Genomic DNA, 24,081 nt, shown 5'->3' on the forward strand with positions numbered 1-24,081 from the left:
GGCACACCGTAAAGCCGGGCACACCGTAAAGCCGGGCACGCCGTAGAACCGATCGCCCCTAGATCGCCAGCAGCACGATCAGCGCCACAAGCCCCACCACGCACGGCGCGATGATCTCGAACGCCCACCGCACCGACGGCTTGCCCGCGGTGCCCGGCCGCGTGGCCGAGGACTCGGCGAGGTCCTGGAGGTCCCGTACGATCTGGTCGCTCGCGGCGACCTGCGGCCGCTCGCCCGACGACCGCCCGAACGCGGCACGGCTCGCCTTCGGGTCGTCCGCGGCAGCGGCCCTCGACTGGTTACGGAGGGCCTTCTTCCGCTGCCGGAGGGACACCGGCACGGCCCACATCTGGTACTTCGCACCGTCCGCCAGGACCTCACTGGAGTAACCGGTGCGGATCGCGTCGACCGACGCCCAGGGGAGCACGATCGTACGGAACGGATTGCGGATCCTGAGCCGCTCCTGGCCCGCGTACACGGCGGGCCGCAGCATGAACGCCACCACCAGCGGCACCGCGAACAGCAGTCCGGCCAGCACCTTCCAGACCGTCATGGCCTCGCTCTTGAGTGCCGCGTCGATGCCGAGCCAGGCGCAGACGGCGAGCATCAGGCAGCCCCAGACGACATTGGCGCCCGTACGGAAGACGCGGTCGGCGTAGACCGTCGGCTCGCTGGAGTCCGAGGGGGGAGTGGGACCGGTGCTTGTCATGGGCCCGATTCTGCCTGACGGCCGGTGGGAGGCCGAAGAAGCCCTTCTTCCCGCACGAGGTGGCCCCACTTTCTTCCGCGAGGTGGCCCCTCTTTCCCCACGGGGGTGGCCCCTTTCTTCCCTACGGGGTGTACAGGACGCTACGCGCGTAGATATGCTCCAGTGGTGACCATGCCCACCTCTGCATCCGCTCCCGCATCCGCATTTGTCGACGCGACCGCGTCCGACAGCGCACTGCGCCGCTTCCTGCACGGGCTGCCCGGCGTCGACGCCGTCGGCCTGGAGGCCCGCGCCGCCGCGCTCGGCACTCGCTCGATCAAGACCACGGCCAAGGCGTACGCCATCGACCTGGCCATCTCGATGATCGACCTGACCACGCTCGAAGGCGCGGACACCCCGGGCAAGGTCCGGGCGCTGTGCGCCAAGGGCGCCCACCCGGACCCCACCGACCGTACGACCCCCAGGGTCGCCGCGATCTGCGTCTATCCGGACATGGCGGCCACCGCCAAGGAGGCCCTGGCCGGTACCGGCATCAAGGTCGCCTCCGTGGCCACCGCCTTCCCGGCCGGACGTGCCGCCCTCCCCGTCAAGCTGGCCGACGTGCGCGACGCCGTCGAAGCGGGCGCGGACGAGATCGACATGGTGATCGACCGGGGAGCCTTCCTCTCCGGGCACTACCTCAAGGTCTACGAAGAGATCCTCGCTGTGAAGGCGGAGTGCGGCGACAAGGCCCGCCTCAAGGTCATCTTCGAGACCGGCGAGCTGTCCACGTACGACAACATCCGCCGCGCCTCCTGGCTCGGCATGCTGGCCGGCGCGGACTTCATCAAGACCTCCACGGGCAAGGTCGCGGTCAACGCGACCCCGCCCAACACCCTCCTCATGCTGGAGGCCGTCCGGGACTACCGTGCCCAGACCGGCATCCAGATCGGCGTGAAGCCGGCCGGCGGCATCCGCTCCACCAAGGACGCGATCAAGTTCCTGGTGCTGGTCAACGAGACCGTGGGCGAGGACTGGCTGGACAACCACTGGTTCCGCTTCGGCGCATCCAGCCTGCTCAACGACCTGCTGATGCAGCGTCAGAAGCTCAGCACGGGCCGCTACTCCGGCCCCGACTACGTGACGGTGGACTGATCCGCATGACTTTTGAGTACGCACCCGCGCCGGAGTCGCGCGCAGTCGTCGACATCGCACCGTCGTACGGCCTGTTCATCGACGGAGAGTTCACGGAGGCGGCGGACGGCAAGGTCTTCAAGACCGTGTCCCCGTCCACCGAAGAGGTCCTGTCCGAGGTGGCCCTGGCGGGTCAGGACGACGTGGACCGGGCCGTGAAGGCCGCCCGCAAGGCGTTCGAGAAGTGGTCGGCGCTGCCGGGCTCGGAGCGCGCCAAGTACCTCTTCCGTATCGCCCGCATCATCCAGGAGCGCTCGCGCGAGCTGGCGGTCCTCGAAACGCTGGACAACGGCAAGCCGATCAAGGAGACGAGGGACGCCGACCTTCCCCTCGTCGCCGCGCACTTCTTCTACTACGCGGGCTGGGCCGACAAGCTCGACCACGCGGGCTACGGCGCCAACCCCCGCCCGCTGGGCGTCGCGGGCCAGGTCATCCCCTGGAACTTCCCGCTCCTGATGCTGGCCTGGAAGATCGCCCCGGCACTCGCCACCGGCAACACGGTCGTCCTGAAGCCGGCGGAGACCACCCCGCTCTCCGCGCTCTTCTTCGCCGACATCTGCCGCCAGGCGGGCCTGCCGCGCGGCGTCGTCAACATCCTCCCCGGATACGGCGACACGGGCGCGGCCCTGGTCAACCACCCCGACGTCAACAAGGTCGCCTTCACAGGATCGACCGCCGTCGGCAAGGCCATCGCCCGCTCGGTGGCGGGCACGAACAAGAAGGTCACCCTCGAACTGGGCGGCAAGGGCGCGAACATCGTCTTCGACGACGCCCCCATCGACCAGGCCGTCGAGGGCATCGTCACCGGCATCTTCTTCAACCAGGGCCAGGTCTGCTGCGCGGGCTCGCGCCTCCTCGTACAGGAGTCGATCCAGGACGAGCTGCTGGACGCCCTGAAGCGCCGCCTCTCCACCCTGCGCCTGGGCGACCCGCTCGACAAGAACACCGACATCGGCGCGATCAACTCCGCCGAACAGCTCGCCCGTATCAAGGCCGTGGCCGACACGGGCGAGGCGGAGGGCGCCGAGCGCTGGTCCGCCCCGTGCGAACTCCCGTCCTCCGGCTACTGGTTCGCCCCGACGCTCTTCACGAACGTCACCCAGGCGCACACGGTCGCCCGCGACGAGATCTTCGGCCCGGTCCTCTCCGTGCTGTCCTTCCGTACGCCCGACGAGGCCGTCGCCAAGGCCAACAACACCCAATACGGCCTCTCCGCCGGCATCTGGACGGAGAAGGGCTCGCGCATCCTCGCGGTCGCGAACAAGCTCCGGGCGGGCGTCGTCTGGGCCAACACATTCAACAAGTTCGACCCCACTTCGCCGTTCGGCGGTTACAAGGAGTCGGGTTACGGCCGCGAGGGCGGTCGCCACGGCCTGGAGGCGTACCTCGATGTCTGAGTCCTCAACTGCGACGACCGACGTGAAGCGTCTGAGCGTCTTCAAGACCTACAAGCTGTACGTGGGGGGTAAGTTCCCGCGTTCCGAGAGCGGCCGGGTGTACGAAGTGCAGGACGCGAAGAACAACTGGCTCGCCAACGCGCCCCTCGCCTCCCGCAAGGACGCCCGGGACGCCGTCGTCGTCGCTCGCAAGGCCTTCGGCGGCTGGTCCGGCGCGACCGCGTACAACCGCGGTCAGATCCTCTACCGCATCGCGGAGATGCTGGAGGGCCGCCGCGAGCAGTTCGTCCGCGAGGTCGGCGAGGCCGAGGGCCTCTCCAAGTCCAAGGCGGGCGCGGTCGTCGACGCAGCCATCGACCGCTGGGTCTGGTACGCGGGCTGGACCGACAAGATCGCCCAGATCGCGGGCGGCGGAAACCCGGTCGCGGGCCCGTTCTTCAACCTCTCCACCCCGGAGCCCACGGGCGTCGTCGCGGTCCTGGCCCCGCAGGAGTCGTCCTTCCTGGGCCTGGTCTCGACGATCGCCCCGGTGATCGCGACCGGCAACACGGTCGTCGTCATCGCCTCGGAATCGGCCCCCCTCCCCGCCCTCTCCCTGGGCGAGGTACTGGCCACCTCCGACCTCCCCGGCGGCGTGATCAACATCCTGACCGGCAAGGCCTCGGAGATCGCCCCCTCCCTCGCCTCCCACCAGGACGTCAACGCGATCGACCTCACGGGAGCGGGCGCGGGCACCGACCTGGCCCGCGACCTGGAGATCGCGGCGGCGGACAACCTGAAGCGCGTCCTGCGCCCGTCGGCCTCGACGGACTGGAACGCGCCCCAGGGCACGGAGCGCCTGACCACCTTCCTGGAGACCAAGACGGTCTGGCACCCGACGGGTTCGCTGGGCGCGTCGGGGTCGGCGTACTGATCCCCCGCGCTTCGGCGTACTGATTTTCCGCGCTTCGGCGTGATGACCCTCTGCGCTGAGGGATGCGAAGCCCCGTACCCCCCACTGAGCGGGGGGTACGGGGCTTCGCCCGTCACGGCCCGGTGCAGCCGAGCTTGGCGGCGGCGGCCTTGGAGAAGGCGGCGAACAGATCGCGGGGCGACGGCCCGCCCGCGCCGAGCGACTCGGTGTAGCGGGGCCCGGAGTCCATGGTGAAGTACGTCGGTGCGCCGGAGCAGTCCGAGACGGTGTGGATGGCGTCGAAGCCCCGCCCCGTGAACCCCTTCGACCTGCGGATTCCGGCGATGACCGCCGGGTCCCGCGTCGCGGAGAAGGTGGCGTAGGCCTTCCCGGGCCCTTCGCCGGTCGCAGTCCCGCAACTCCACGTCTGGCCGGGACCGTCCCCGAAGTCCCGGACGGTCTCCCTCTTGACCGCTGGCAGCGCTAATCCCGGCAGACCGCACACGCTGCCCGCGGTGGCGGTCCGCTGCTGCGCCTCCGGAGCGAGGCGGCCGGGAGCGGTCGGAGGGGTCGCGGGGGCGTAACCGGAGTACCCAGCCACGGCCGGGGGCCGCGCCGCCGCCCGGGAAGAACGACACCGTCGAGGCGTCGGGCCACCGGCCGCCGGTGAAGGCTAAGTCCCCGCTGCGCGGACCCGTCCGGTCGGAGATGCGGCCCGGCCCCGCGAGGACGGCCTCGACGTCCGATGCCACCACCACCCCTGTACGGGGCCTTCTTGTACGGGGCCTTCTTGCACGGCGCCTCGGCCGTCCGCTGCGGGGATGTGCTCATCGTGCGCCCCCTCCGCCTCTCCCGCTTGTTGGTTCGTGCGGCTCGTCCGACTTCAAGGCGTGGGGGGCACCACATCCGTAACGTCGCGCCGACTCGACGGCGAAGGCACGGAAGGCACGCCGTGCCTCGTCGGAGCCGATGGGTCGGGGGAGAAGTGCCGTACTGGTGAAGAGGGCCTCTCCTGAGGGGCAGGAGGCCGTCGTCCAGGACGTCGGGCCGTTGGCCCCCGATGTACCGCGGTAGTCGTCCGGGCTCCTGGACGGGTCGCGGCGCGGCGCGTCGGGGTACGGCCCGTAGTAGGCGGCGAGCCGGTGGGTCCGCGCGCCGCCCGGATCGGCGAGTACGCACTGCTCGACGGGCGCGGCGGCATCGGCCGGGGCCTCGTACCCCGCGACACCCGTGTTCCGGCAGGTACCGGTGGTCGCGCCCGGCTCCTTCAGGACCTCGAACGCCCCGGAAGACACCTTGGGTTCGCCGACGTCCGGCAGCGCGCACCCGTGCTTCGCGGCGGCCTGTTCCAGTGCGCGGGTCACCAGTTCCGCCGTTGCCTCCCGGCGCTGCTGGATCCGGCCGCCGCTCTCGGCCTGTACGGCGGTCAGGCCGAGGACGAGAGAGTCCCCGGCCGCCTTCTGCAGTCCCGGTTTCTGGGTGCCGCAGGGCAGGAGAGCGGTGGCGTACGACTCGCCACCGCCGGCGGCCGTCACCAGGGCGGGCCAGCCGCCGCCGACCGGTACCAGGAGCGACTCCGGGTCCTTCGAGAGGATCTGCCGGGCGTGCTGTACGACCGAAGCGGGGCGGGGGCCGCGTTCCACCGTCACCGTCACCGACGCCCTGCCGTCGGGATCGTAGGCCCGGCAGCCGAGGTCACCCAGCTGTTTGCCGCTCACCCGCTCGGCGCCCAGGGTCCGCTTCATCACGGACGCGTCCACCATCCCGCCGCAGCCGTCGGCCAGCGCCCGGCTGTCGCTCCACGTGTCGAACGCCCCGGTCGCACAGGCGACTCCACCGCCCGCGACGAGGATTGTGACGATTGCGGCGGCGGCGATGGACTTCCTCATCAGGACAGTCCCCTGTGCAGGTCGGCGAGTGCTTGGTTGCGTGAGGCGTTGTAGTGGAGGTCCGACTGGTCACGCAGGAAGTTGACGACGCTGTCCTTCATGGGATCCCTCCCGCGGCCGTCGGCCCACTGGTTGATCAGGTCATGGGCGCCCTGCGCCCTGGCGCCCATCTCCTTCGCCACGCCGACGTTCGCGGTCTGGTCGGCCTCCGCCTTCACGTCCTTGGACCACTCGTAGGTGGCCGCGTCCACCGTGCGCTGGGCCACGTCCCCGACGATGGGGACGAGCGTCAGGGGAGCGCCGACGCCGTGGTACGAGTACCGGGCCACGTCGTCGATCCAGGTCTTCCTGGCGTCCCGGTCGTCGAGGATGACATCGACTCCGATCGCGTTGAATGCGCCCGCGCCCATGCCGACGTCCGCAGTGCGGTTCTCCCAGTCCTTGTCGTTGCTGTAGGTGGCGCTCGCCCCCTCCAGGGTGCGGGCCGACTGGGCACGTTCGGCCTCGTAGAGGTTGGCGAAGTTCTCCGGGTTGTCGGACACCCCCCGCAGAACCCGGGTGAGGGATTCCTGGGCGACGTTCAGGTGGCTCCCGTCGCCGTCGTGGAGCACCTGACCACCCGAGACGTGTGCGTAACGGGGGTCGTGGGTCAGAATGTTGTGGGTGTCGGGGGCGTAGTCGACGAGAGCCCGTGCGAGCGGGTCGCGCAGGTTGGCATCGATGCTGTCGCCCTTGGTGTCCTGGTCGAGCGACTGCACGGTGCTCTGCATGATGCGGGCCTCGCCCGCGCTGTGCTTGCCGTCGCTGGGCTGTGAGGTGTCGCCGGCCGGGTGCCCGGTGGCGCCGGCTTCGATCACGGCCCCCAGGCCGATCCGGTTGTCGTCGTCCGCCTCGTCCTTGCCGGTGCGCTCGATGTTGCCGGACCAGTTGGTGGTGTTCTGGTGCTCCCAGTCGCGATCGGTGAGCAGGTAGTCGAGGTTGTCGTTCTTGCCGTCGGGCCCCGGGTCCAGGTAACTGGTGGCGGTCCCCGGATCCTTGGACATGAAGCCCAGGACTCCGTCGAGCGGGTCGTTGGCGAACCAGCTCCGGTCCTTGCCCGTGTAGTCGCCGTACAGGTCCCAGATCTGCGGGTCGCCGCCCTGTCCCTTGTCCTCGGCCTTGCGGATATCCGTGGCGAGGTCCTTGAGGAAGGTGCCCGAGTACCCGTTCCCGTGCTGCATGAGGGTGACCAGGCTCTGGTAGCCACGTACCTCCTGGCCGTGTCCCTTGGCCACCGTGTTGACGGCGTCGCCCGCGGCCTTGAGGTCGTAGGTCTCAAGCCCGGCCTCGTTCAGCTGGGTGCGGAAGTTTTTGTAGAAGCCGGACTTCGGGTCCGCCATCGCGTTGGACAGCGAGTTGGCGAGGCCCTTCTGCAGGTCCAGGTAGCGCTGTTTGTTGCCCTTGTCGTCGCTGTACGCGCGGTCGTTCAACGTGTTGGTGAACTCAAGGGTGTTCTTGGCGCCCATCCCGTTCAGGAAGGTCTGGGCGAACTCCTGACGTCCGGCGTTGTCGCGGAAAGCACGGTTGAGCTCCGCGTAGTCGGCGTCCGGGAGCTTCTCGCCGTTGTTGAGCCGGGTGGCTATCTCCTTTGCGTTGCGGGCCTCGTAGATCTCGACGTCACCCTGTGCTCCGGCGTTGAAGCCGTTGAGGGTTTCGTCGTTGCCCTTCCCGAAGGCGTCCTTGTTGCTGTCGACCACCACGGCCTCGAGAGCGATCTTCACGCCCTGGTCGGCCTCGGAGACCGCCTTCACACAGTCGTCGATGTGCTTCTGCCACTTGGCGACCGAGGTACGGACGGCACTCTCACCGTCCGGGTCGTTCCGGATCGCTCTGAGTTCCTGCGGGGAGAGTTTGTCGTAGTCGTAGCCGACGGTGCCCTGCTCCGAGACCTTCATGCCGGCCTTGATCGCGTCGGCCCGCCCGTTCTCCACCTGCTTCTTGAGTTCGGTGAACTGGCCGTGTGCGTCGCGCAGCAGGCTCGCGACGGCTTTGGCCTGGGTCTGGGACGCGGAGTATTCGTAGCGGGTGGCCGTGAAGCGCGTATGGGCCACCCCGACGCTGACACCGGACCAGTTCTGCCCCATGGTGATCTTCTGGACGCTTTCTCCGTAGCGTCCTTCGACCTTCTTCAACTCGCCCGCCATGGAGTCCCATTTGCCGGCGGCCGTCGTCAGCAGACCGAGGTCGGTGGTCATTATCTCGTAGTACGTCAGCATCTGTTCCCCCTCCGGTGCGTGGTGTTCAGAGCCCGTTGAGCTTCGAGTCCCGGAGGAGCGGGAACTTGTCGCCCGTGCCGATGTCGGTGCTCACGAACAGCCCCGAGGTGCTGCGCAGTGCGGCCCTCTCCGAAACGAGGCGGCCCATCAGCGACTTGACCTGCTGGTCCCAGGTGTCCGCGACCTTCTTCAGGCCTGCGGCGGTGTCCCAGCCTTTGAAGCCCTTCGCCGCGGTGGTCGTCGCCTCGTCGGCGTGCTCCGTGGCCTTCTTGGTGTTCGGCTGGAGCTCGGTCTCGATCGTTTTCGCGGCCGCCGCCTTCTCGGACGGCTTGGACCCGAAGACTCCCGGGCCCCCACCTGGCAGTGGTGGCCCCGCGGGCCCGCCCATGCCGTTCAACTGCATGTGCAACTCCCCCGACATGTGAGCGTCCCTCCTTCGACCCTTCCACCTCTCTTGATCGTAGACATGGCCACTACACCTATTTACTGCCGTATCCAGGCAACGTTCGCCGCGCCACATTGCCGGACTCTGTTGCCGCTCGCGGCCAGTGCCGGGGGCGACGGTGGGGTGAGCGGGGGTGGGGCGGCGGCGAGGGCCAGTTCGAACCAGATGGTCTTGCCGCCCTGGCCGTACGGCCCGTCCCCTATGGCGCAGCCGCCCCACCGGTCGGCGACGAGGTCGAGGATGGCGAGGCCGCGTCCGGTCTCGTCGTGGACGGAGGGGCGGCTGCGGAGGGGGCGGGGGAGATCAGGGCTCAAGTCCCAGACGCTGACGCGGAGTACGGGGTGCAGCCAGTGGAGGCGGACGGTCGCCGGGCCCTTGGTGTGTGTCGTACGGAGTTGGTGGCCAGCTCCGAGACCAACAACTCGGCGCGCTCGGCGAGTTCGGTGAGGCCGTGCGCCTTGAGGATGGCGCAGAGGGTCATCCGGGCGATGCGGGGGCCGCGGGGGGCGCAGGGGAAGTTGAGCTCGTACTGCCAGGGGTGGTGGAAGGGGATGGGGGTGGGGTGGTCGAGCTGCGGCTGTTCGGTGTGGCTGGGGTCGGGTTCTGTCCTCACGGGGCACCTCCTGCGGTGCGGATGAGCGGGCAACTGGATTGGTATTGGGCCCACTTCCTGGACGCCCCGACGCCCTTGGTCAACTACCGCCACCTGCTGGACCTGATGGAGCGGAGTGCACTTGCGCCCGGAGAGTCCAGAGACCTCATCCGATCCGTCGCACGCGAATTGTGAAAGGCAAAGCCTTGTCCGAGCAAAACTGGCAGCGCTCCTCCTTCTGCGCAGGGGGAGGCAACAACTGTGTGGAAGTTGCGGCGTACGAGAGGGCCGGTATTGCGCTCCGGGAGAGCGAGGACCCCGGTGCGGTCCTCTCAACCCGACGGACCGCGCTCAGCGCGCTCGTCCGCAGCGTGAAGGCCGGGCCGGCCGCGCAACCCCGTCCCTGACAGGCGGTCAGCGGGACAGGTCGGGGACCGGTGTCGCGCTCGGGAGTTGGGTGAACGCCTTGCCGGGGACGATGAGTTTGCCGGTTCGGCGGCCGCTGCCGACCAGTACGTGTTCCAGGTCGAGCAGGGACTCGTCCACCAGGAGCGGCCAGTCGGCCGGCAGGCCGATCGGGGTGATGCCGCCGTGCTCCATGCCCGTGCGGCCCACCGCCGTGTCCATCGGGGCGAACGACACCTTGCGGGCGCCGAGCAGCCGGCGTACGGCCCCGTTGACGTCGGCGCGGGCGGCGGAGGGGATCAGGCAGGCGGCAAGTGTGGTCTCGCCGCCTCGTTTGGCGGCCACGACCACGCAGTTCGCCGATGCGGCCAGCAGGCCGGGCCCGTAGTGCTCGACGAACGTGGCGGTGTCGGCGATCGCCGGATCGGTGTCGACGTAAAGGACCTCGTCGGCGGGGACCGGCCCGCTCCAGTCGCGGAGGGCGGCGGCGACCGGGGCCACGAGGTCGCCGAGGCGGTCGGGGGCGGGAACGGGGGCCGGGTCGCTGAAGCAGTCGAAAGGCGCGTGCATGCGGGTCATCGTGCCTCGCCCCTGCGGCTGGGCGTAGGTCCTGTCCGGCATGTGGCCGGGGGGCGTACGCAGTAGGCCCGATCCGCCCCCTCGCGCGCCCCGGCGGTGCTCATGACCGTGTTGCGGTCCCGCAGCCCGGGTTGCTGCCCTTGTCCGTACGGTCGGACATCGGCGTGCTGCGGTCGTACGGGTCGACCCGGCTGCCGGCGTCCGCCCCGTTCGTCAGGCGGTCCGCGCCGAACTCCGGGGCGAAGTAGCCGGTGTTGGCGCCGCAGCCGCCGTTGGTCATGTCGAGCTTGTACGAGATGAGGGAGAAGGTGCCCGGATCGGTGTGCACCTTTGCCGGGTCGTCCCAGCTCAGGACTACCTCACGGCGCGCGATCGTACGGGTGACTTCGTCGCTGTTCGGCGCCGCCCGCACTACCGGGTAGACGTAGGTGACGTCGGTGGTCACCTGGAGGGCGCCTCGTTCGCCCTCCCGGAACGTCATCCGCCCCCTGGTCCTGACCACGTCGCCGACGAGGCGGGCGCTCGACTTGTCGAAGCGGCTGAAGAGCAGCAGGGGGTCGTTGTCCTTGCTCGGTGTGCGCAGCGAGGTCTTCAGGAAGCCCTGGACGTCCTGCTGCTTGGGGTTGATCAGGGCGATCGCCTGCTCCGGGCGCCCGCCCGCCAGCACCCCCGGGTCCAGGCTCGACGCGGCGAGGAAGTCCCGGGTGCGGGCGAGGGCCTGTGCCACCTGTGCCGTGTTCATCCAGCCGGTTGCTTTGGCCGTGGGGACCGTGATCCCGGCCGCGCCGTCCGCCCAGAGCGCGGCGGGCGAACCCTTGAACGGCTCGTCGAGGGTGGGGCGTTGGGGATCCTGTGCGGGAGGCGGCTGGTCCGGGCGTTCCGATTCCGCGGCGAGAGGACCCGTGGACCCGGTCTCACCTCCGAACCAGCCGAGCACCCGTCCCGGGGCCAGCGCCACGAGCAGCAGGGCCAGTGCCGCCAGCAGCCCGGCGACGTACCAGCCGGTCCTGCGTCTTGGCCTGACCGGCGTGTACGTACGCCACGCCTGGCCCCCCGAGGGATCCTCGCGCAGCCGTCGCGCCACGATCCGGGCCCGTGCCGACGGTTCCTTGGGTGCGTCGGGTGAGCCCGCCTCCGATTCCCGGAGGAACCGCTCCCACTCCTCGTCGGACACGGACGAACCGCCCTGTTCCCCACCCGCGTTCACGCTACTGCCCCCACATGCGTCGACTCTTCTCGGGCCCTCCCCCAGGGCTCGTGAAAGAACCGTATGTGATTTCGAGCGTTGAGTGCTCGAAACCACATACGGTCCGTGTCTCCGTACTGCTGCTGGACTCTGCCGAAGGCCCGCTCAGATGCCCGCTGCCGCCGACAGGTCGCGCTTGATGGCGGTCAGGGTGTCGGTGGCCTGTGCGCGGGCCGCCGGGAGGGCGGACGCGTCCGGGACCGGGACGACGACTTCCAGGTAGCACTTGAGCTTGGGCTCGGTGCCGGACGGGCGGACGATCACGCGGGCGCCCGTGAGGTGGTAGCGGAGGCCGTCCGTCGGGGGGAGGGTGGAGGTGCCCCGGGTGAGGTCCTCGGCGGAGGTCACCGGGAGGCCCGCCAGGGTGGTGGGCGGGTTCTCGCGGAGGCGGGCCATCGCGTGGGTGATGATGCTCAAGTCCTCGACGCGTACCGAGAGTTGATCGGTGGCGTGCAGGCCGTGGGTGACGGCCAGGTCGTCGAGGAGGTCCAGGAGGGTGCGGTTCTCCTGCTTGAGCTCGGAGGCGAGTTCGGTGATGGCGAGGGCGGCGGTGATGCCGTCCTTGTCGCGTACGCCCTGCGGGTCGACGCAGTAGCCGAGGGCCTCTTCGTACCCGTAACGGAGGTTGTCGACGCGGGCGATCCACTTGAAGCCGGTGAGGGTCTCCTCGTAGCCGATCCCGGCGTGCTCGGCGATGCGGCCGAGGAGGGAGGACGAGACGATCGACTCGGCGAAGACCGCGTCCGGGGCGAGGCCGCCCTTGCGGGCGATGTGGGCCGCGAGGAGGGCGCCCACCTCGTCGCCGCGCAGCATGCGCCAGCCGCCTTCGACCGTGGCGTCCGCAACCGCCACCGCGCAGCGGTCCGCGTCCGGGTCGTTGGCGATGACCAGGTCGGGGGCGGGGGTGGTACGGCGCGCCGTCGCGAAGGACAGGTCCATCGCGCCGGGCTCTTCCGGGTTGGGGAAGGCGACCGTGGGGAAGTCCGGGTCGGGCTCGGCCTGTTCGGCGACGAGGGTCGGGGCCGGGAAGCCCGCGCGGGCGAAGGCGGCGAGGAGGACGTCCTTGCCGACGCCGTGCATCGCCGTGTAGACGGTGTTCGCCGTGCGCGGGGAGGAGGGGGAGAGGACCGCGTCCGTACGGGCCAGGTAGGCCTCCAGGACTTCCTCGCCGAGGACCGTCCAGCCGGACTCCGAGCGCGGTACGTCCGCGAGGGCCTCGACCGCGTCGATCTCGGCGGCGATCTCCGCGTCGGCGGGCGGCACGATCTGGGAGCCGTCGCCCAGGTAGACCTTGTAGCCGTTGTCGCGCGGGGGGTTGTGGCTGGCCGTGACCTCGACGCCCGCGACCGCGCCCAAGTTCCTTATGGCGAAGGCGAGTACGGGGGTGGGGAGGGGGCGGGGGAGAACGACCGCGCGGAGCCCCGCACCGGTCATGACGGCCGCCGTGTCGCGCGCGAAGTCGGCGGACTTGTGGCGCGCGTCGTAGCCGATGACGACCACGTTGTCGGTGGAGCGGGCGTGGCCGGGCTGCTTCGCGAGGTACGCGGCGAGGCCGGCGGCGGCGCGGATGACGACGGCGCGGTTCATCCGCATGGGGCCCGCGCCGAGTTCGCCGCGGAGGCCTGCGGTGCCGAACTGGAGGGTGCCGGAGAAGCGCTCCGCGAGTTCGGCGGTGGCTTCGGCGTCGATGAGCTTGGCGAGCTCTTCGCGGGTTTCGGGGTCGGGATCCTCGGCGAGCCAGGCGCTGGCGCGGGCGAGGAGGGTGGGGTCCTGGGGGGCCTGGGGCACGGTTCGCCTTCCGGAGGGTGGGGTGGTGGGGCTGGTCGCGGGGGCGGGTTTGGGGGTGGGTGCGGGGTGGTGGGTGGCGCGGGTTGTCTGCGGCGCAGTTCCCCTACCCGCCCCTTCCCGACTGTGACATTTGCGGCTCCGCCGCGTGAGGGGGCAAGCCCCCGGACCCCCGGCACGGCTGCGCCGCGCGTCCTCAAACGCCGGACGGGCTGAAGGTGCCTGCTTCTAGGGGCGCGGGGAACTGCGCGACCAGCCACGACGCACCCGCACGGACGCCCCCCGACCGGGGGGCAGGGCCGGGGGCCGGGGCCGCGCAGCGGCACCCGCCCCCGTCCGCCCCCGCCCGGCCCCCGACAGAGCTGCTAGATCCGCTCCAGCACCCGCGCCAGCAGACTGCCCATCCGGGCCGCGCTGTCACGGCCGGCCTGGAGGACCTCCTCGTGGTTCAGCGGCTCGCCCGAGAGCCCCGCTGCGAGGTTCGTCACCAGCGAGATGCCGAGCACCTCCGCGCCCGCCTCACGCGCCGCGATGGCCTCCAGGACCGTGGACATGCCGACGAGGTCGCCGCCCATGACGCGGACCATGTTGATCTCGGCCGGGGTCTCGTAGTGCGGGCCGGGGAACTGGACGTAGACGCCCTCCTCCAGGGTCTCGTCCACCTCCTTGCACAGGGCGCGCAGACGCGGCGAGTAGAGGTCCGTGAGGTCGACGAAGTTCGCGCCGATGATCGGCGAGGCGGCCGTCAGGTTCAGGTGGTCGCTGATCAGGACCGGCTGGCCGGGGCGCATGCCGTCGCGCAGGCCACCACAGCCGTTGGTGAGGACGACCGTCTTGCAGCCGGCGGCCACGGCGGTGCGGACACCGTGCGCGACGGCGGCCACGCCACGGCCCTCGTAGAAGTGCGTACGTCCGAGGAAGACCAGCGCGCGCTTGTCGCCGATCTTGTACGAGCGGATCTTGCCGCCGTGTCCTTCCACGGCCGGGGGCGGGAAGCCGGGCAGGTCCGTGACCGGGAACTCGGCGTCGGCCTCGCCGAGGGCATCGACGGCGGGAGCCCAGCCGGAGCCCATCACGAGGGCGACGTCATGGGTCTCGGCGCCGGTCAGCTCGCGCAGACGGGCGGCCGCGGCGTCGGCGGCGGCCTGGGGGTCCGAAATAACAGATGCGTTCACGCGGACGAGGGTAGCCGGTCCAGCCCTACGCGCGTAGATGTCACGGCGGACGGCAACCCGATTGTTGCGTTGGAGGAAGTGACGAACCGGTGCCAGAAGGCCCCGGCAATGCCTCAGCAGGGGCTCAGCAGGGCCGTTTGCGGAGTTCCATCACATAGTCGTGCGGGGCGCCCGCCGACTCCGCCGCGTCGGCGATCTCACCCAGGTAGCGGGCGGACGGCAGCCCGCCCTCGTACCCGTTGAGGACGTACATCCAGGTGGCTTCCTCGCCGTCCAGCGTGTGTACGCGGACCCGCATGCGGCGGTAGATGTCCAGGCCGACGCCCTCCCACCGGTCCATGGACTCCTCGTCCATCGGGGCGATGTCGTACAGGGCCACGAAGACCTGTGAGCGCGGGGCCTCGACCACCGTGGCGAGCGAGCCCTCCCAGCCCATCTGCTCGCCGCCGAAGGTCAGCCGCCAGCCGTTCAGCCAGCCGGTGCTGCGCAGCGGGGAGTGCGGGGCGCGGCGGGTCATGAGCCGCGCGTCGAGGTTGCCGGCGTACGCGGCGTAGAGCGACATGGCTCCGAGGGTACGGGAGGCCCGCCGATCGCGTACGGACGGAAGGGATCTCGTACCGGAAGAGATGAGGAGGTCAGGGGGAGGTACACGGGCAGGCCCACCGGGAGGCAGTCCGGGTGGCACACCGGGAGGCACCCGGCCGGGGGCCGGGGGACTACAACGAGCGTTCCGCCCCGCGAGTTCCCGTATGGAGGGCCCCGGGGCGAAGCCCACGCCCGCGTGCGGGACAATGAAGTACGTACTGCACTCCTCCGGGGCGATCCCCCGGAACCCCGGCCGGGGCAGGCAGGACGGGCCGGGCGGAGTCACAGCGCACCCAAGCGACACCCAGACTCAGGCTCAAGCGAACGCGAGGCGGACTTTTCGTGACCCGGATCGTGATCATCGGTGGCGGACCCGGCGGGTACGAGGCGGCCCTGGTGGGCACCCAGCTCGGCGCAGAGGTGACCGTCGTCGACTGCGACGGACTCGGCGGGGCGTCGGTGCTGACCGACTGCGTACCGTCCAAGACTCTGATCGCCACGGCCGAGGTGATGACGACCTTCGACTCCTCGTACGAGGAGCTGGGCATCCTCGTGGCCGACGACACTCCCCCGGAGGAGCAGTCCGCGCGTGTCGTGGGCGTGGACCTCGGCAAGGTGAACCGGCGGGTGAAGCGGCTCGCGCTCGCGCAGTCGCACGACATCGCCGCCTCCGTGACCCGGGCCGGTGCGCGCGTGCTGCGCGGCCGGGGCCGGCTGGAGGGCCAGCAGGCCATGGACGGCTCGCGCACCGTCGTCGTCACCGCCGCCGACGGGACCGAGCAGCGGCTGACGGCCGACGCCGTGCTGATCGCGACCGGCGGGCACCCGCGGGAGATCCCGGACGCGCTGCCGGACGGCGAGCGGATCCTGAACTGGACGCAGGTGTACGACCTCGACGAGCTCCCGGAGGAGCTGATCGTGGTCGGGTCGGGTGTGACCGGTGCCGAGTTCGCGGGCGCCTACCAGGCGCTGGGCTCGCGCGTCACCCTCGTCTCCTCGCGCGACCGCGTGCTGCCGGGCGAGGACCCGGACGCGGCGGCCGTCCTGGAGGACGTCTTCAGGCGCCGCGGCATGAACGTGATGGCGCGCTCGCGGGCGGAGTCCGCCAAGCGGGTCGGCGACCGCGTCGAGGTGACCCTCGCCGACGGCCGGGTCATCTCCGGATCGCACTGCCTGATGGCCGTCGGTGCCATCCCCAACTCCGCGGGCATGGGCCTGGAGGAGGCCGGGGTCAAGGTCAAGGACAGCGGCCACATCTGGACCGACCGGGTGTCCAGGACCTCCGCACCCGGTGTGTACGCGGCCGGAGACGTCACCGGCGTCTTCGCCCTCGCCTCCGTGGCGGCGATGCAGGGACGTATCGCCATGTACCACTTCCTCGGTGACGCCGTCGCCCCGCTCGACCTCAAGACGGTCTCGTCGAACGTCTTCACCGACCCCGAGATCGCGACCGTCGGTTACACCCAGGCGGACGTCGACGCGGGCCGGATCGACGCGCGCGGCGTCAAGCTGCCGCTGCTGCGCAACCCGCGGGCCAAGATGCAGGGCATCCGGGACGGCTTCGTGAAGCTGTTCTGCCGCCCGGGTACGGGGATCGTCGTCGGCGGCGTGGTCGTCGCGCCGCGCGCGAGCGAGCTGATCCACCCGATCTCGATCGCCGTCGACAACAGCCTGACGGTGGAACAGATCGCTAAGGCGTTCACGGTCTATCCCTCTCTGTCGGGTTCGCTCGCAGAGGTGGCGCGACAGCTGCACACGCGGAAGACCGCGGGCGACAACTGATCGTCAACTGACCGCAGGGCACGTGGAGTTACCGGCCGGGGCGTGAACTCGCCACCGGCCGGGGCCGTATACCACTCCAGAGGGCTGTTTACGACCAACTTCTGTTATTCGGCGCAAACTGCTGAAAACTATCGGCCGGTCAGGTTACTGTCAGTTTCGTGTTCGCTGCAGAACGTCGCCAATTGATCCTCGAAATGGTGCGGGCCAACGGGGCGGTTTCGCTCCGTGAGCTCGCCCGCGTCGTCCAGACCTCCGAAGTGACCGTACGGCGGGACGTGCGGGCGCTGGAGGCAGAAGGACTCCTCGACCGCCGGCACGGCGGTGCGGTACTGCCGGGCGGGTTCACCCGTGAATCCGGCTTTCCGCAGAAATCCCACCTCGCGACCGCGGAGAAGACGGCCATCGCCGACCTCGCCGCGGGGCTCGTGGAGGAGGGGGAGGCCATCGTCGTCGGCGCCGGTACGACCACGCAGGAGCTGGCGAGACGGCTCGCCCGGGTCCCCGGGCTGACCGTCGTCACCAACTCCCTGCTGGTCGCCCAGGCGTTGGCGCATGCCAACCGTGTCGAAGTCGTCATGACGGGTGGAACCCTGCGCGGTTCCAACTACGCGCTGGTGGGAAGCGGTGCCGAGCAGTCCCTCCAGGGGCTGCGCGTCTCCCGCGCCTTCCTCTCCGGAAGCGGCCTGACCGCCGAGCGCGGCCTGTCCACCTCCAACATGCTCTCCGCGAGCGTCGACCGGGCCCTGGTGCAGGCCGCCGCCGAGGTGGTGGTCCTCGCGGACCACACCAAGCTCGGCACCGACACCATGTTCCAGACCGTTCCGACGGATGTGATCACCCGGCTCGTCACGGACGAGCCGCCGCCCCACGACGAGCGTGCCGCAACGGAGTTGCAGGCGCTCGCCGACCAGGGCGTGCAGATCACCGTCGCCGGGGCGGGGGCCGGAGCGTCCGGCTCCGCGGGTGACGGCGTCCCGGGGGGCCGTCCGCAGCCCCGCCGGGACATGCCGCCGCTGCCGGGTCAGCGCAGGACCCATCCGGGCGGCCCCGGTTCGCAGTTGCGCAGCGCGGCCTCGATCGCGGAGCAACAGGCGCAGTCGCCCGTGGAGCGGGCCAGGGTGGCCGATATGCGTCGTCGCTAGGGCCTGTCCGGCGGATCAGGCCGCATGGGAGTGACCTTGCCCTTTCACTACCGCTGAGCGGGGCATGGTGCGTGCAGCTGCAAGGCGGAGGATTGAGACATGGCGGAGCCATGGCGATTGACGACAACGCCGCAGATGGGCGTGCCAGGGCACGCGACCGCGGCAAGATCTGCCGGACAGGCCCTAGTCGTCGGTACGGGGGCGGAGCCCTCGTACCGCGAGTGACAGCAGCCGGTCGGCCAACTCCGGGTCGTCCGGGGACTGTTCGGCGGCCAGCGCGATCGCGTTGGTGAGCTGCATGAGGTCCCGGATGGGTACGTCGGGACGTACGGCGCCGGACTGCTGGGCGCGTACGAGCAGGGCGGTGCCGGCCTCGCGCATCGGGATGCTGCAGGCGGACATTGCCGCGGCGCAGCCGGTGTCCGTGCCCGGGGTCAGGTCGGGTCCGGTGCCGGATGCCGACATGAGTGCGCGGGCCAGGCCCCGGTACTCACCCGCATGAGTGATGATGGCGCGCAGCCAGGTGACGAGGGCCTCGCAGGGGGCCGGCGAGCCCGCCAATTCGCGGGCGCGGGCGATCAGTTGGTCCACGGCGCCCTGGAAAACCGCGCTCATCAGGGCGTACCGGGTCGGGAAGTGCCGGTACAGGGTGCCGATGCCGACGCCTGCGCGGCGGGCGATCTCCTCCAGCGAGGCATCCGTACCGTGCGCGGCGAACGCGGCGTGTGCTTCGGCCAGCAGCTTGTCGTAGTTGCGACGGGCGTCGGCACGCATGGGCCGCGTGGGGCGGGGGCCCGGGACGGTGGGGGGACTGGTGGTCGCCATGGATCACAGCATGCCATTGGGAGGGGCGGCTGTGGGCGGTCGCGGAGGGGTTGCGCTCTGCGTGGGGCCGCCCCCCTTGCCCACCCGTCCCGCCCCCGGGGGCGGCCCCGCTGCCCAAGGAGGCTAGGGGCCGACGGCGTCAGCCGCCCAGGAGGCTAGGGGGGAAGGGGCAGTCTTTTAGGGGCGCGGGGAACTGCGCGATCAGCCACGACGTACCCGCACGATGTCCCCTACGCGCAGCGGCCCGCCTCCCCCGAGAGGGACGCGGGCCGCTGCACGGGGGAGCGGCGGAGATCAGTCCTTGATCTCGCAGATGAGCGCTCCGGAGGTGACGGAGCCACCCACCTCCGCCGCCAGCCCCTTGACCGTCCCCGCGCGGTGAGCGTTCAGCGGCTGTTCCATCTTCATGGCCTCCAGGACGACGATCAGGTCACCCTCGTTGACCTGCTGGCCCTCCTCGACCGCGACCTTGACGATCGTGCCCTGCATGGGCGAGGCGAGGCTGTCGCCGGAAGCGGCGGAGCCCGACTTCTTCGCGGCGCGGCGCTTCGGCTTCGCGCCGGCGGCCAGGCCGGTACGGGCCAGCGTCATGCCGAGCGAAGACGGCAGCGACACCTCAAGACGCTTGCCGCCGACCTCGACGACGATCGTCTCGCGGCCCGACTCGTCCTCGTCGCCCTCGGCGCCGGGCACCGTGAAAGCAGGGATCTCGTTGACGAACTCGGTCTCGATCCACCGGGTGTGCACCGTGAAGGGGTCGGAGGTGAACGCCGGGTCCACCACCACCGCACGGTGGAAGGGAATTGCCGTCGCCATGCCCTCGACGTTGAACTCCGCCAGCGCCCGCGCCGCCCGCTGCAGCGCCTGCTCGCGCGTCGCACCGGTGACGATCAGCTTGGCGAGGAGCGAGTCCCACGCCGGGCCGATGACCGATCCGGACTCGACACCCGCGTCCAGCCGGACACCGGGGCCGCTCGGCGTGGCGAAAGTGGTGACCGTGCCCGGTGCGGGCAGGAAGCCGCGCCCCGGGTCCTCGCCATTGATACGGAACTCGAAGGAGTGGCCGCGTACGGCCGGGTCGTCGTAACCCAGCTCCTCGCCGTCCGCGATGCGGAACATCTCGCGGACCAGGTCGATGCCGGACACCTCTTCGGTGACCGGGTGCTCCACCTGGAGGCGGGTGTTGACCTCCAGGAAGGAGATCGTGCCGTCGGCGCCGACGAGGAACTCCACGGTGCCCGCGCCGACGTAGCCCGCCTCGCGCAGGATCGCCTTGGAGGAGGCGTACAGCTCGGCGTTCTGAGCGTCGCTCAGGAACGGCGCGGGTGCCTCCTCGACCAGCTTCTGGTGGCGGCGCTGCAGCGAGCAGTCACGGGTCGACACGACGACGACGTTGCCGTGGCTGTCGGCCAGGCACTGCGTCTCGACGTGCCGCGGCTTGTCCAGGTAGCGCTCGACGAAGCACTCGCCGCGCCCGAAGGCGGCGACGGCCTCGCGGACGGCCGAGTCGTACAGCTCGGGGACTTCCTCCAGCGTGCGCGCGACCTTGAGGCCGCGCCCGCCACCGCCGAAGGCGGCCTTGATCGCGATCGGCAGCCCGTGCTCCTGCGCGAACGCCACGACCTCGTCGGACCCCGACACCGGGTCCGGGGTGCCCGCGACCAGCGGGGCACCGGCGCGCTGCGCGATGTGGCGCGCGGCGACCTTGTCACCCAGGTCGCGGATGGCCTGCGGCGGCGGGCCGATCCAGGTCAGACCGGCGTCCAGGACCGCCTGCGCGAACTCCGCGTTCTCGGAGAGGAATCCGTAACCCGGGTGGATGGCGTCCGCACCCGAGTCCTTCGCGGCCTGCAGCACCTTGGCCATGTCCAGATAGCTGGCGGCCGGGGTGTCACCGCCCAGGGCGAACGCCTCGTCGGCCGCGCGGACGTGCAGAGCGTCCCGGTCCGGATCGGCGTAGACGGCTACGCTCCCGATTCCGGCGTCCCGACAGGCTCGGGCAACGCGGACAGCGATTTCGCCTCGGTTGGCGATGAGCACCTTGCGCACGATGGCTCCCTCCTTGTGAAACAAGCTGAGTTTAGGGACTGCCCACACGGCCCTACGACCCGTCCCCAATGGTGAGCTTGCCCACACGGAGTGTGATTCGAGGCGTGGTTGAGTCGCGAAATCCCTTGTCGTACCACGGTACGACGGGTTACGTCATCGCACAGTAGCCCTGTGGTGTGGCCAAGGTCTCTGTCCTGCGGGCCAGTGGGGTGAGGGGTTTCTTTGTGGAGTCCCTACGAAGGGGCGGGTCAATCTTTGCCGTACGAGCGGCTCGGTGGGGAGGTTGCGCGGAACCCCTTGTCGTGGGCATTACCGGTTAGTAGCGTGCGCCGTTGACAAGGCCCCTCTGGCAAGTCCCGTACGGAAGTGGGTGGGCGCGGTGGCGCGCAGGCCGATAGCCGCTGTGACGGCGCTCGTGCTGTTCCTGGAGGCGATCGGCGTCGTCTTCGTCAACTACGTGCTGGGCCGGGTCGTGGACGGCCAGTCGATGTCCCTGGCGGGCCTTGACCCCGACGCGATGGCGACGGGCGCGTGGGCGCTGGGCGGCGTGGCCGGCCTCTTCCTCGCGGTCTGCGGGGTGTTCCTGCTGGTCGCGGCCGTCCAGGACCGGGCGCCCGCCCGCCCCGTACGCATCCTGCTGATCGTCTGCGCGGTGGTGCACGGGGTGCTGGGGGCCGCGATGGTCGGCCTGGTCAGCTGGTGGGCGTTCGCCTGGATGATGGTGGTGCTGGGGCTGCTCGTACTGAGTCTGCTGATGTACGGGACGAGGGACGCACAGCCGCGGGGCGCCGCGCCCGTGAAGCCCGCGGCGCCCCAGACGGGACCGGACCTCAGGCCCACAAGTCCGTGATGGCCACGTCCAGCTCGGCGAGCAGGTTCCGCAGCAGGGGCAGTGAGAGCCCGATGACGTTCCCGGGGTCGCCCTCGATACCGCGTACGAAGGGTGCCGAGCGGCCGTCGAGGGTGAACGCACCCGCCACGTAAAGAGGTTCGCCGCTCGCCACGTACGCCGCGATCTCCGCGTCCGAGGGGTCCGCGAAGTGGACGGTCGTCGACGCGGTCGCCGCGGCGCGCCGGCCGCTCGCCGTGTCGATCACGCAGTGCCCGGTCTGCAGGATCCCGGAACGCCCGCGCATCGACTTCCAGCGGGCGGTGGCGTCCTCGGCGTCGTCGGGCTTGCCGAGCGCCTGCCCGTCCAGTTCCAGTACGGAGTCGCAGCCGACGACCAGTGCCCCGGTGGCCTCCGGGAGCGCGGCCACCACGTCGGCCTTCGCCTTCGCCAGTACGAGGGCCAGCTCGCCCGGCGTCGGCGCGCTCAGCGCGTCCTCGTCGACACCGCTGACGATCACCTCGGGTGCGAGTCCCGCCTGCCGCAGCAGCCCGAGCCGGGCGGGGGAGGCGGAGCCGAGGACGAGGCGACGGGCGGGGGAGGACGGGGAAGCGGAGGCGCTGACAGTCATGTGTGCAGGGTAGTCAGTGCCGGCAGGCCCCTGCCACGAGCGGTGTCAGCGCCACGAGCGGTGTCAGCGCCACGAGCGGTGTCAGCGCACCCCCGCCACCAGCATCGCCACCACCATCGCCAGTGCCAGCACCAGGCCCGCGCGGCGCAGCATCGCCTGCATGTCGCGCAGTTCTTTGGGCGGCTCGTTCTTCGGGTCGGACCACAGCATGCCTTCGATAGTGCTGCCGGGACGCCCGTGGCGCCTGAGTACGTGTACTCAGCCGGTACCGCGCACGGTGACTATTTCGCGGACTATTTCGCGCCCCGGGAGGTCGCCCTCAAACGGGTCTCCTGTTCCATTTGCGGCTCCGGCTCTGCTACTGTCCTCGTACTTAACGGAACCAGCAGCCCATTAGGAGTGCCTGTCATGGAGACCGTCCGGCGCACCCGCCGTATCGCCGCCCCCGTCGTGGCCGCCGCCCTCGTCCTCGGCGCCCTCGTCGGCACCGGTAGCGGCGCCGAGAAGGCCGAGGCCAGGACGGGGGCCGTCCGCTGGTCCGCCGCCTGGGGTGCGGCTCCGCAGCTGCCCAGTACCGGGTTCACCCCCAACTGGTCGCAGGAGGGCTTCTCGCGCCAGTCGCTGCGCCAGGTCGTCCGCGTCACCGAGGGCGGCGACCGGGCCCGTATCCGGCTCTCCCACGCGTACGGGACCTCCCCGCTGAAGATCACCGGCGCCACCATCGCCCGCACCGCGAAAGGCGCGGCCGTGCAGGAAGGGTCGGTGCGCCACCTCACCTTCGGCGGGAAGCGGTCGGCCGAGATCCCGGCCAGGGGGGAACTGCGCAGCGACGCCGCCCCGCTCCGGCTGAAGGAGCTGGATTCGGTGACCGTCACCCTCTACCTCGCCGGAACCACGGGCCCCGCCACCTTCCACTCCCAGGGCTGGAGCGACACCTACCGCGCCGACGGCGACCACCGGGCCGACGCGTCGGGCGTCGCGTACACGAGCAGGACCCAGTCCTGGTACTACCTGACGGGCGTCGAGGTCGGCGGCGGCGCGGAGCCCGCGAAGCGGGACGGGATCGTCCTCTTCGGCGACTCCGTCACCGACGGCTTCGGGTCCACCCCGAACACCAACCGCCGCTACTCCGACGCCCTCGCCGAGCGCACAGGCCGCCCCGTCATCAACCAGGGCATCGGCGGCAACCTCGTCCTCAACGACTCCGCCTGGTACGGCGAGCGCGCCACCGCCCGCTTCGGCCGTGATGTCCTTGACCAGCCCGGTGTCTCCACCGTGGTCATCCTCGAAGGGCTCAACGACATCGGGTTCAGCGAGGCCAAGGGGCAGCCCACCTACAAGCCGTCACCGGTCGTCTCTTCCGCCGAACTGATCGACGGCTACCGGAAGTTGATCGGCGCCGCGCACGACAAGGGGCTGAAGGCCGTCGGGGCGACCCTGCTCCCGCTCAAGGGATCCGATCACTGGGGCGCCCACGCGGCCCGTACCAGCGACGAGGTCAACGAGTGGATCCGTCACTCCGGGGAATTCGACGCGGTCGCCGACTTCGACAAGGCGCTCGCCGACCCGGCCGACCCGGACAGGCTCAACCCGGCGTACGACTTCAAGGACGCGCTGCACCCCAATGACGCGGGCTACCGCGTGATGGCGAAGACGGTCGCCGACGTCCTGTGACGCACGGGTCACGGACAGGGCA

24 protein-coding genes are annotated in these 24,081 nt (G+C 70.5%); 8 read left to right on the top strand and 16 right to left on the bottom strand.

The window, feature by feature from the left end:
* Positions 1–58 precede the first annotated feature (58 nt).
* The gene (locus AB0D18_RS31845; protein WP_362426386.1) at positions 59–709 is read right to left on the bottom strand and encodes a PH domain-containing protein; all 651 of its coding nucleotides are present in this window, start codon (positions 707–709) and stop codon (positions 59–61) included.
* 171 nt (positions 710–880) lie between these two features.
* On the opposite strand from AB0D18_RS31845, the gene deoC reads away from it, so the two are divergent.
* The 3 genes from deoC to AB0D18_RS31860 are packed head-to-tail and all read left to right on the top strand — an operon-like array spanning position 881 to position 4,192.
* Complete coding sequence (deoC, locus tag AB0D18_RS31850; protein ID WP_362426389.1) at positions 881–1,843, top strand: deoxyribose-phosphate aldolase; 963 nt, start codon at positions 881–883, stop codon at positions 1,841–1,843.
* Positions 1,843–3,279, top strand: coding sequence for an aldehyde dehydrogenase family protein (locus AB0D18_RS31855; protein ID WP_362426606.1), 1,437 nt, complete (start codon positions 1,843–1,845; stop codon positions 3,277–3,279). The genes deoC and AB0D18_RS31855 overlap by 1 nt, the downstream gene beginning before the upstream one ends.
* Positions 3,272–4,192, top strand: coding sequence for an aldehyde dehydrogenase family protein (locus tag AB0D18_RS31860; protein ID WP_362426392.1), 921 nt, complete (start codon positions 3,272–3,274; stop codon positions 4,190–4,192). Before AB0D18_RS31855 ends, AB0D18_RS31860 begins: the two co-directional genes overlap by 8 nt.
* A 112-nt stretch (positions 4,193–4,304) precedes the next feature.
* On the opposite strand, the gene AB0D18_RS31865 is transcribed toward AB0D18_RS31860, so the two are convergent.
* The 6 genes from AB0D18_RS31865 to AB0D18_RS31890 all read right to left on the bottom strand — a co-directional run bounded on the left by AB0D18_RS31865 (position 4,305) and on the right by AB0D18_RS31890 (position 9,373).
* Positions 4,305–4,772, bottom strand: a complete 468-nt coding sequence (locus tag AB0D18_RS31865; protein WP_362426395.1) for a hypothetical protein — start codon at positions 4,770–4,772, stop codon at positions 4,305–4,307.
* A 226-nt stretch (positions 4,773–4,998) separates the two neighbouring features.
* Positions 4,999–6,060 (bottom strand): hypothetical protein, encoded by a 1,062-nt coding sequence (locus AB0D18_RS31870; protein ID WP_362426398.1) that lies wholly within the window; start codon positions 6,058–6,060, stop codon positions 4,999–5,001.
* Positions 6,060–8,294 (bottom strand): hypothetical protein, encoded by a 2,235-nt coding sequence (locus tag AB0D18_RS31875; RefSeq protein ID WP_362426401.1) that lies wholly within the window; start codon positions 8,292–8,294, stop codon positions 6,060–6,062. The genes AB0D18_RS31870 and AB0D18_RS31875 overlap by 1 nt, the downstream gene beginning before the upstream one ends.
* Before the next feature lie 46 nt (positions 8,295–8,340).
* Positions 8,341–8,736 (bottom strand): hypothetical protein, encoded by a 396-nt coding sequence (locus AB0D18_RS31880; protein WP_362426404.1) that lies wholly within the window; start codon positions 8,734–8,736, stop codon positions 8,341–8,343.
* 62 nt (positions 8,737–8,798) lie between these two features.
* Positions 8,799–9,074 (bottom strand): hypothetical protein, encoded by a 276-nt coding sequence (locus tag AB0D18_RS31885; RefSeq protein ID WP_362426407.1) that lies wholly within the window; start codon positions 9,072–9,074, stop codon positions 8,799–8,801.
* Positions 9,071–9,373, bottom strand: a complete 303-nt coding sequence (locus tag AB0D18_RS31890; RefSeq protein WP_362426410.1) for a hypothetical protein — start codon at positions 9,371–9,373, stop codon at positions 9,071–9,073. Before AB0D18_RS31890 ends, AB0D18_RS31885 begins: the two co-directional genes overlap by 4 nt.
* Positions 9,374–9,543: 170 nt before the next feature.
* Here AB0D18_RS31890 and AB0D18_RS31895 point away from each other — a divergent pair, with 170 nt between their 5' ends.
* Positions 9,544–9,759, top strand: coding sequence for a DUF397 domain-containing protein (locus tag AB0D18_RS31895; protein ID WP_362426413.1), 216 nt, complete (start codon positions 9,544–9,546; stop codon positions 9,757–9,759).
* 7 nt (positions 9,760–9,766) lie between these two features.
* Here the strand turns inward: AB0D18_RS31895 and AB0D18_RS31900 are convergent, their stop codons facing one another.
* The 5 genes from AB0D18_RS31900 to AB0D18_RS31920 form a co-directional block, all read right to left on the bottom strand.
* Positions 9,767–10,327, bottom strand: a complete 561-nt coding sequence (locus tag AB0D18_RS31900; protein ID WP_362426416.1) for a YbaK/EbsC family protein — start codon at positions 10,325–10,327, stop codon at positions 9,767–9,769.
* A 109-nt stretch (positions 10,328–10,436) separates the two neighbouring features.
* Positions 10,437–11,543 carry a hypothetical protein gene (locus tag AB0D18_RS31905; RefSeq protein WP_362426419.1) on the bottom strand — a complete coding sequence of 369 codons (1,107 nt, stop codon included), beginning with the start codon at positions 11,541–11,543 and terminating at the stop codon, positions 10,437–10,439.
* 144 nt (positions 11,544–11,687) lie between these two features.
* Entirely contained in the window at positions 11,688–13,370 is a 1,683-nt protein-coding gene (locus AB0D18_RS31910; RefSeq protein WP_362426422.1) for a phospho-sugar mutase, read from the bottom strand.
* 362 nt (positions 13,371–13,732) lie between these two features.
* The gene (locus AB0D18_RS31915; RefSeq protein WP_362426425.1) at positions 13,733–14,542 is read right to left on the bottom strand and encodes a purine-nucleoside phosphorylase; all 810 of its coding nucleotides are present in this window, start codon (positions 14,540–14,542) and stop codon (positions 13,733–13,735) included.
* A gap of 124 nt (positions 14,543–14,666) precedes the next feature.
* Positions 14,667–15,104: a gamma-glutamylcyclotransferase gene (locus tag AB0D18_RS31920; RefSeq protein WP_362426427.1), complete on the bottom strand. Its 438-nt coding sequence runs from the start codon at positions 15,102–15,104 to the stop codon at positions 14,667–14,669.
* Positions 15,105–15,469: 365 nt separating this feature from the next.
* Here AB0D18_RS31920 and AB0D18_RS31925 point away from each other — a divergent pair, with 365 nt between their 5' ends.
* The gene (locus AB0D18_RS31925) at positions 15,470–16,909 is read left to right on the top strand and encodes an NAD(P)H-quinone dehydrogenase (protein WP_362426430.1); all 1,440 of its coding nucleotides are present in this window, start codon (positions 15,470–15,472) and stop codon (positions 16,907–16,909) included.
* Positions 16,910–17,067: 158 nt separating this feature from the next.
* Positions 17,068–18,051, top strand: coding sequence for a DeoR/GlpR family DNA-binding transcription regulator (locus AB0D18_RS31930; protein ID WP_362426433.1), 984 nt, complete (start codon positions 17,068–17,070; stop codon positions 18,049–18,051).
* 183 nt (positions 18,052–18,234) lie between these two features.
* On the opposite strand, the gene AB0D18_RS31935 is transcribed toward AB0D18_RS31930, so the two are convergent.
* Positions 18,235–18,825 carry a TetR/AcrR family transcriptional regulator gene (locus AB0D18_RS31935; protein WP_362426609.1) on the bottom strand — a complete coding sequence of 197 codons (591 nt, stop codon included), beginning with the start codon at positions 18,823–18,825 and terminating at the stop codon, positions 18,235–18,237.
* 345 nt (positions 18,826–19,170) lie between these two features.
* A complete protein-coding gene (locus tag AB0D18_RS31940; protein ID WP_362426436.1) occupies positions 19,171–20,925 on the bottom strand; it encodes a biotin carboxylase N-terminal domain-containing protein in 1,755 nt (584 codons plus the stop codon).
* Positions 20,926–21,295: 370 nt separating this feature from the next.
* Here AB0D18_RS31940 and AB0D18_RS31945 point away from each other — a divergent pair, with 370 nt between their 5' ends.
* A complete protein-coding gene (locus AB0D18_RS31945) occupies positions 21,296–21,775 on the top strand; it encodes a hypothetical protein (RefSeq protein ID WP_362426439.1) in 480 nt (159 codons plus the stop codon).
* On the opposite strand, the gene AB0D18_RS31950 is transcribed toward AB0D18_RS31945, so the two are convergent.
* Entirely contained in the window at positions 21,756–22,385 is a 630-nt protein-coding gene (locus AB0D18_RS31950; protein WP_362426442.1) for a nucleoside triphosphate pyrophosphatase, read from the bottom strand. The two genes, AB0D18_RS31945 and AB0D18_RS31950, sit on opposite strands and share 20 nt — an antisense overlap.
* An 81-nt stretch (positions 22,386–22,466) precedes the next feature.
* Positions 22,467–22,595 (bottom strand): hypothetical protein, encoded by a 129-nt coding sequence (locus AB0D18_RS31955; RefSeq protein WP_362426445.1) that lies wholly within the window; start codon positions 22,593–22,595, stop codon positions 22,467–22,469.
* 198 nt (positions 22,596–22,793) lie between these two features.
* Between AB0D18_RS31955 and AB0D18_RS31960 the strand changes: the two genes are divergently transcribed.
* Positions 22,794–24,059: an SGNH/GDSL hydrolase family protein gene (locus AB0D18_RS31960; protein WP_362426448.1), complete on the top strand. Its 1,266-nt coding sequence runs from the start codon at positions 22,794–22,796 to the stop codon at positions 24,057–24,059.
* Positions 24,060–24,081: the final 22 nt, after the last annotated feature.

The organism is Streptomyces sp. NPDC048442 (assembly GCF_040651475.1).
In the GTDB taxonomy this organism is placed as follows: domain Bacteria; phylum Actinomycetota; class Actinomycetes; order Streptomycetales; family Streptomycetaceae; genus Streptomyces.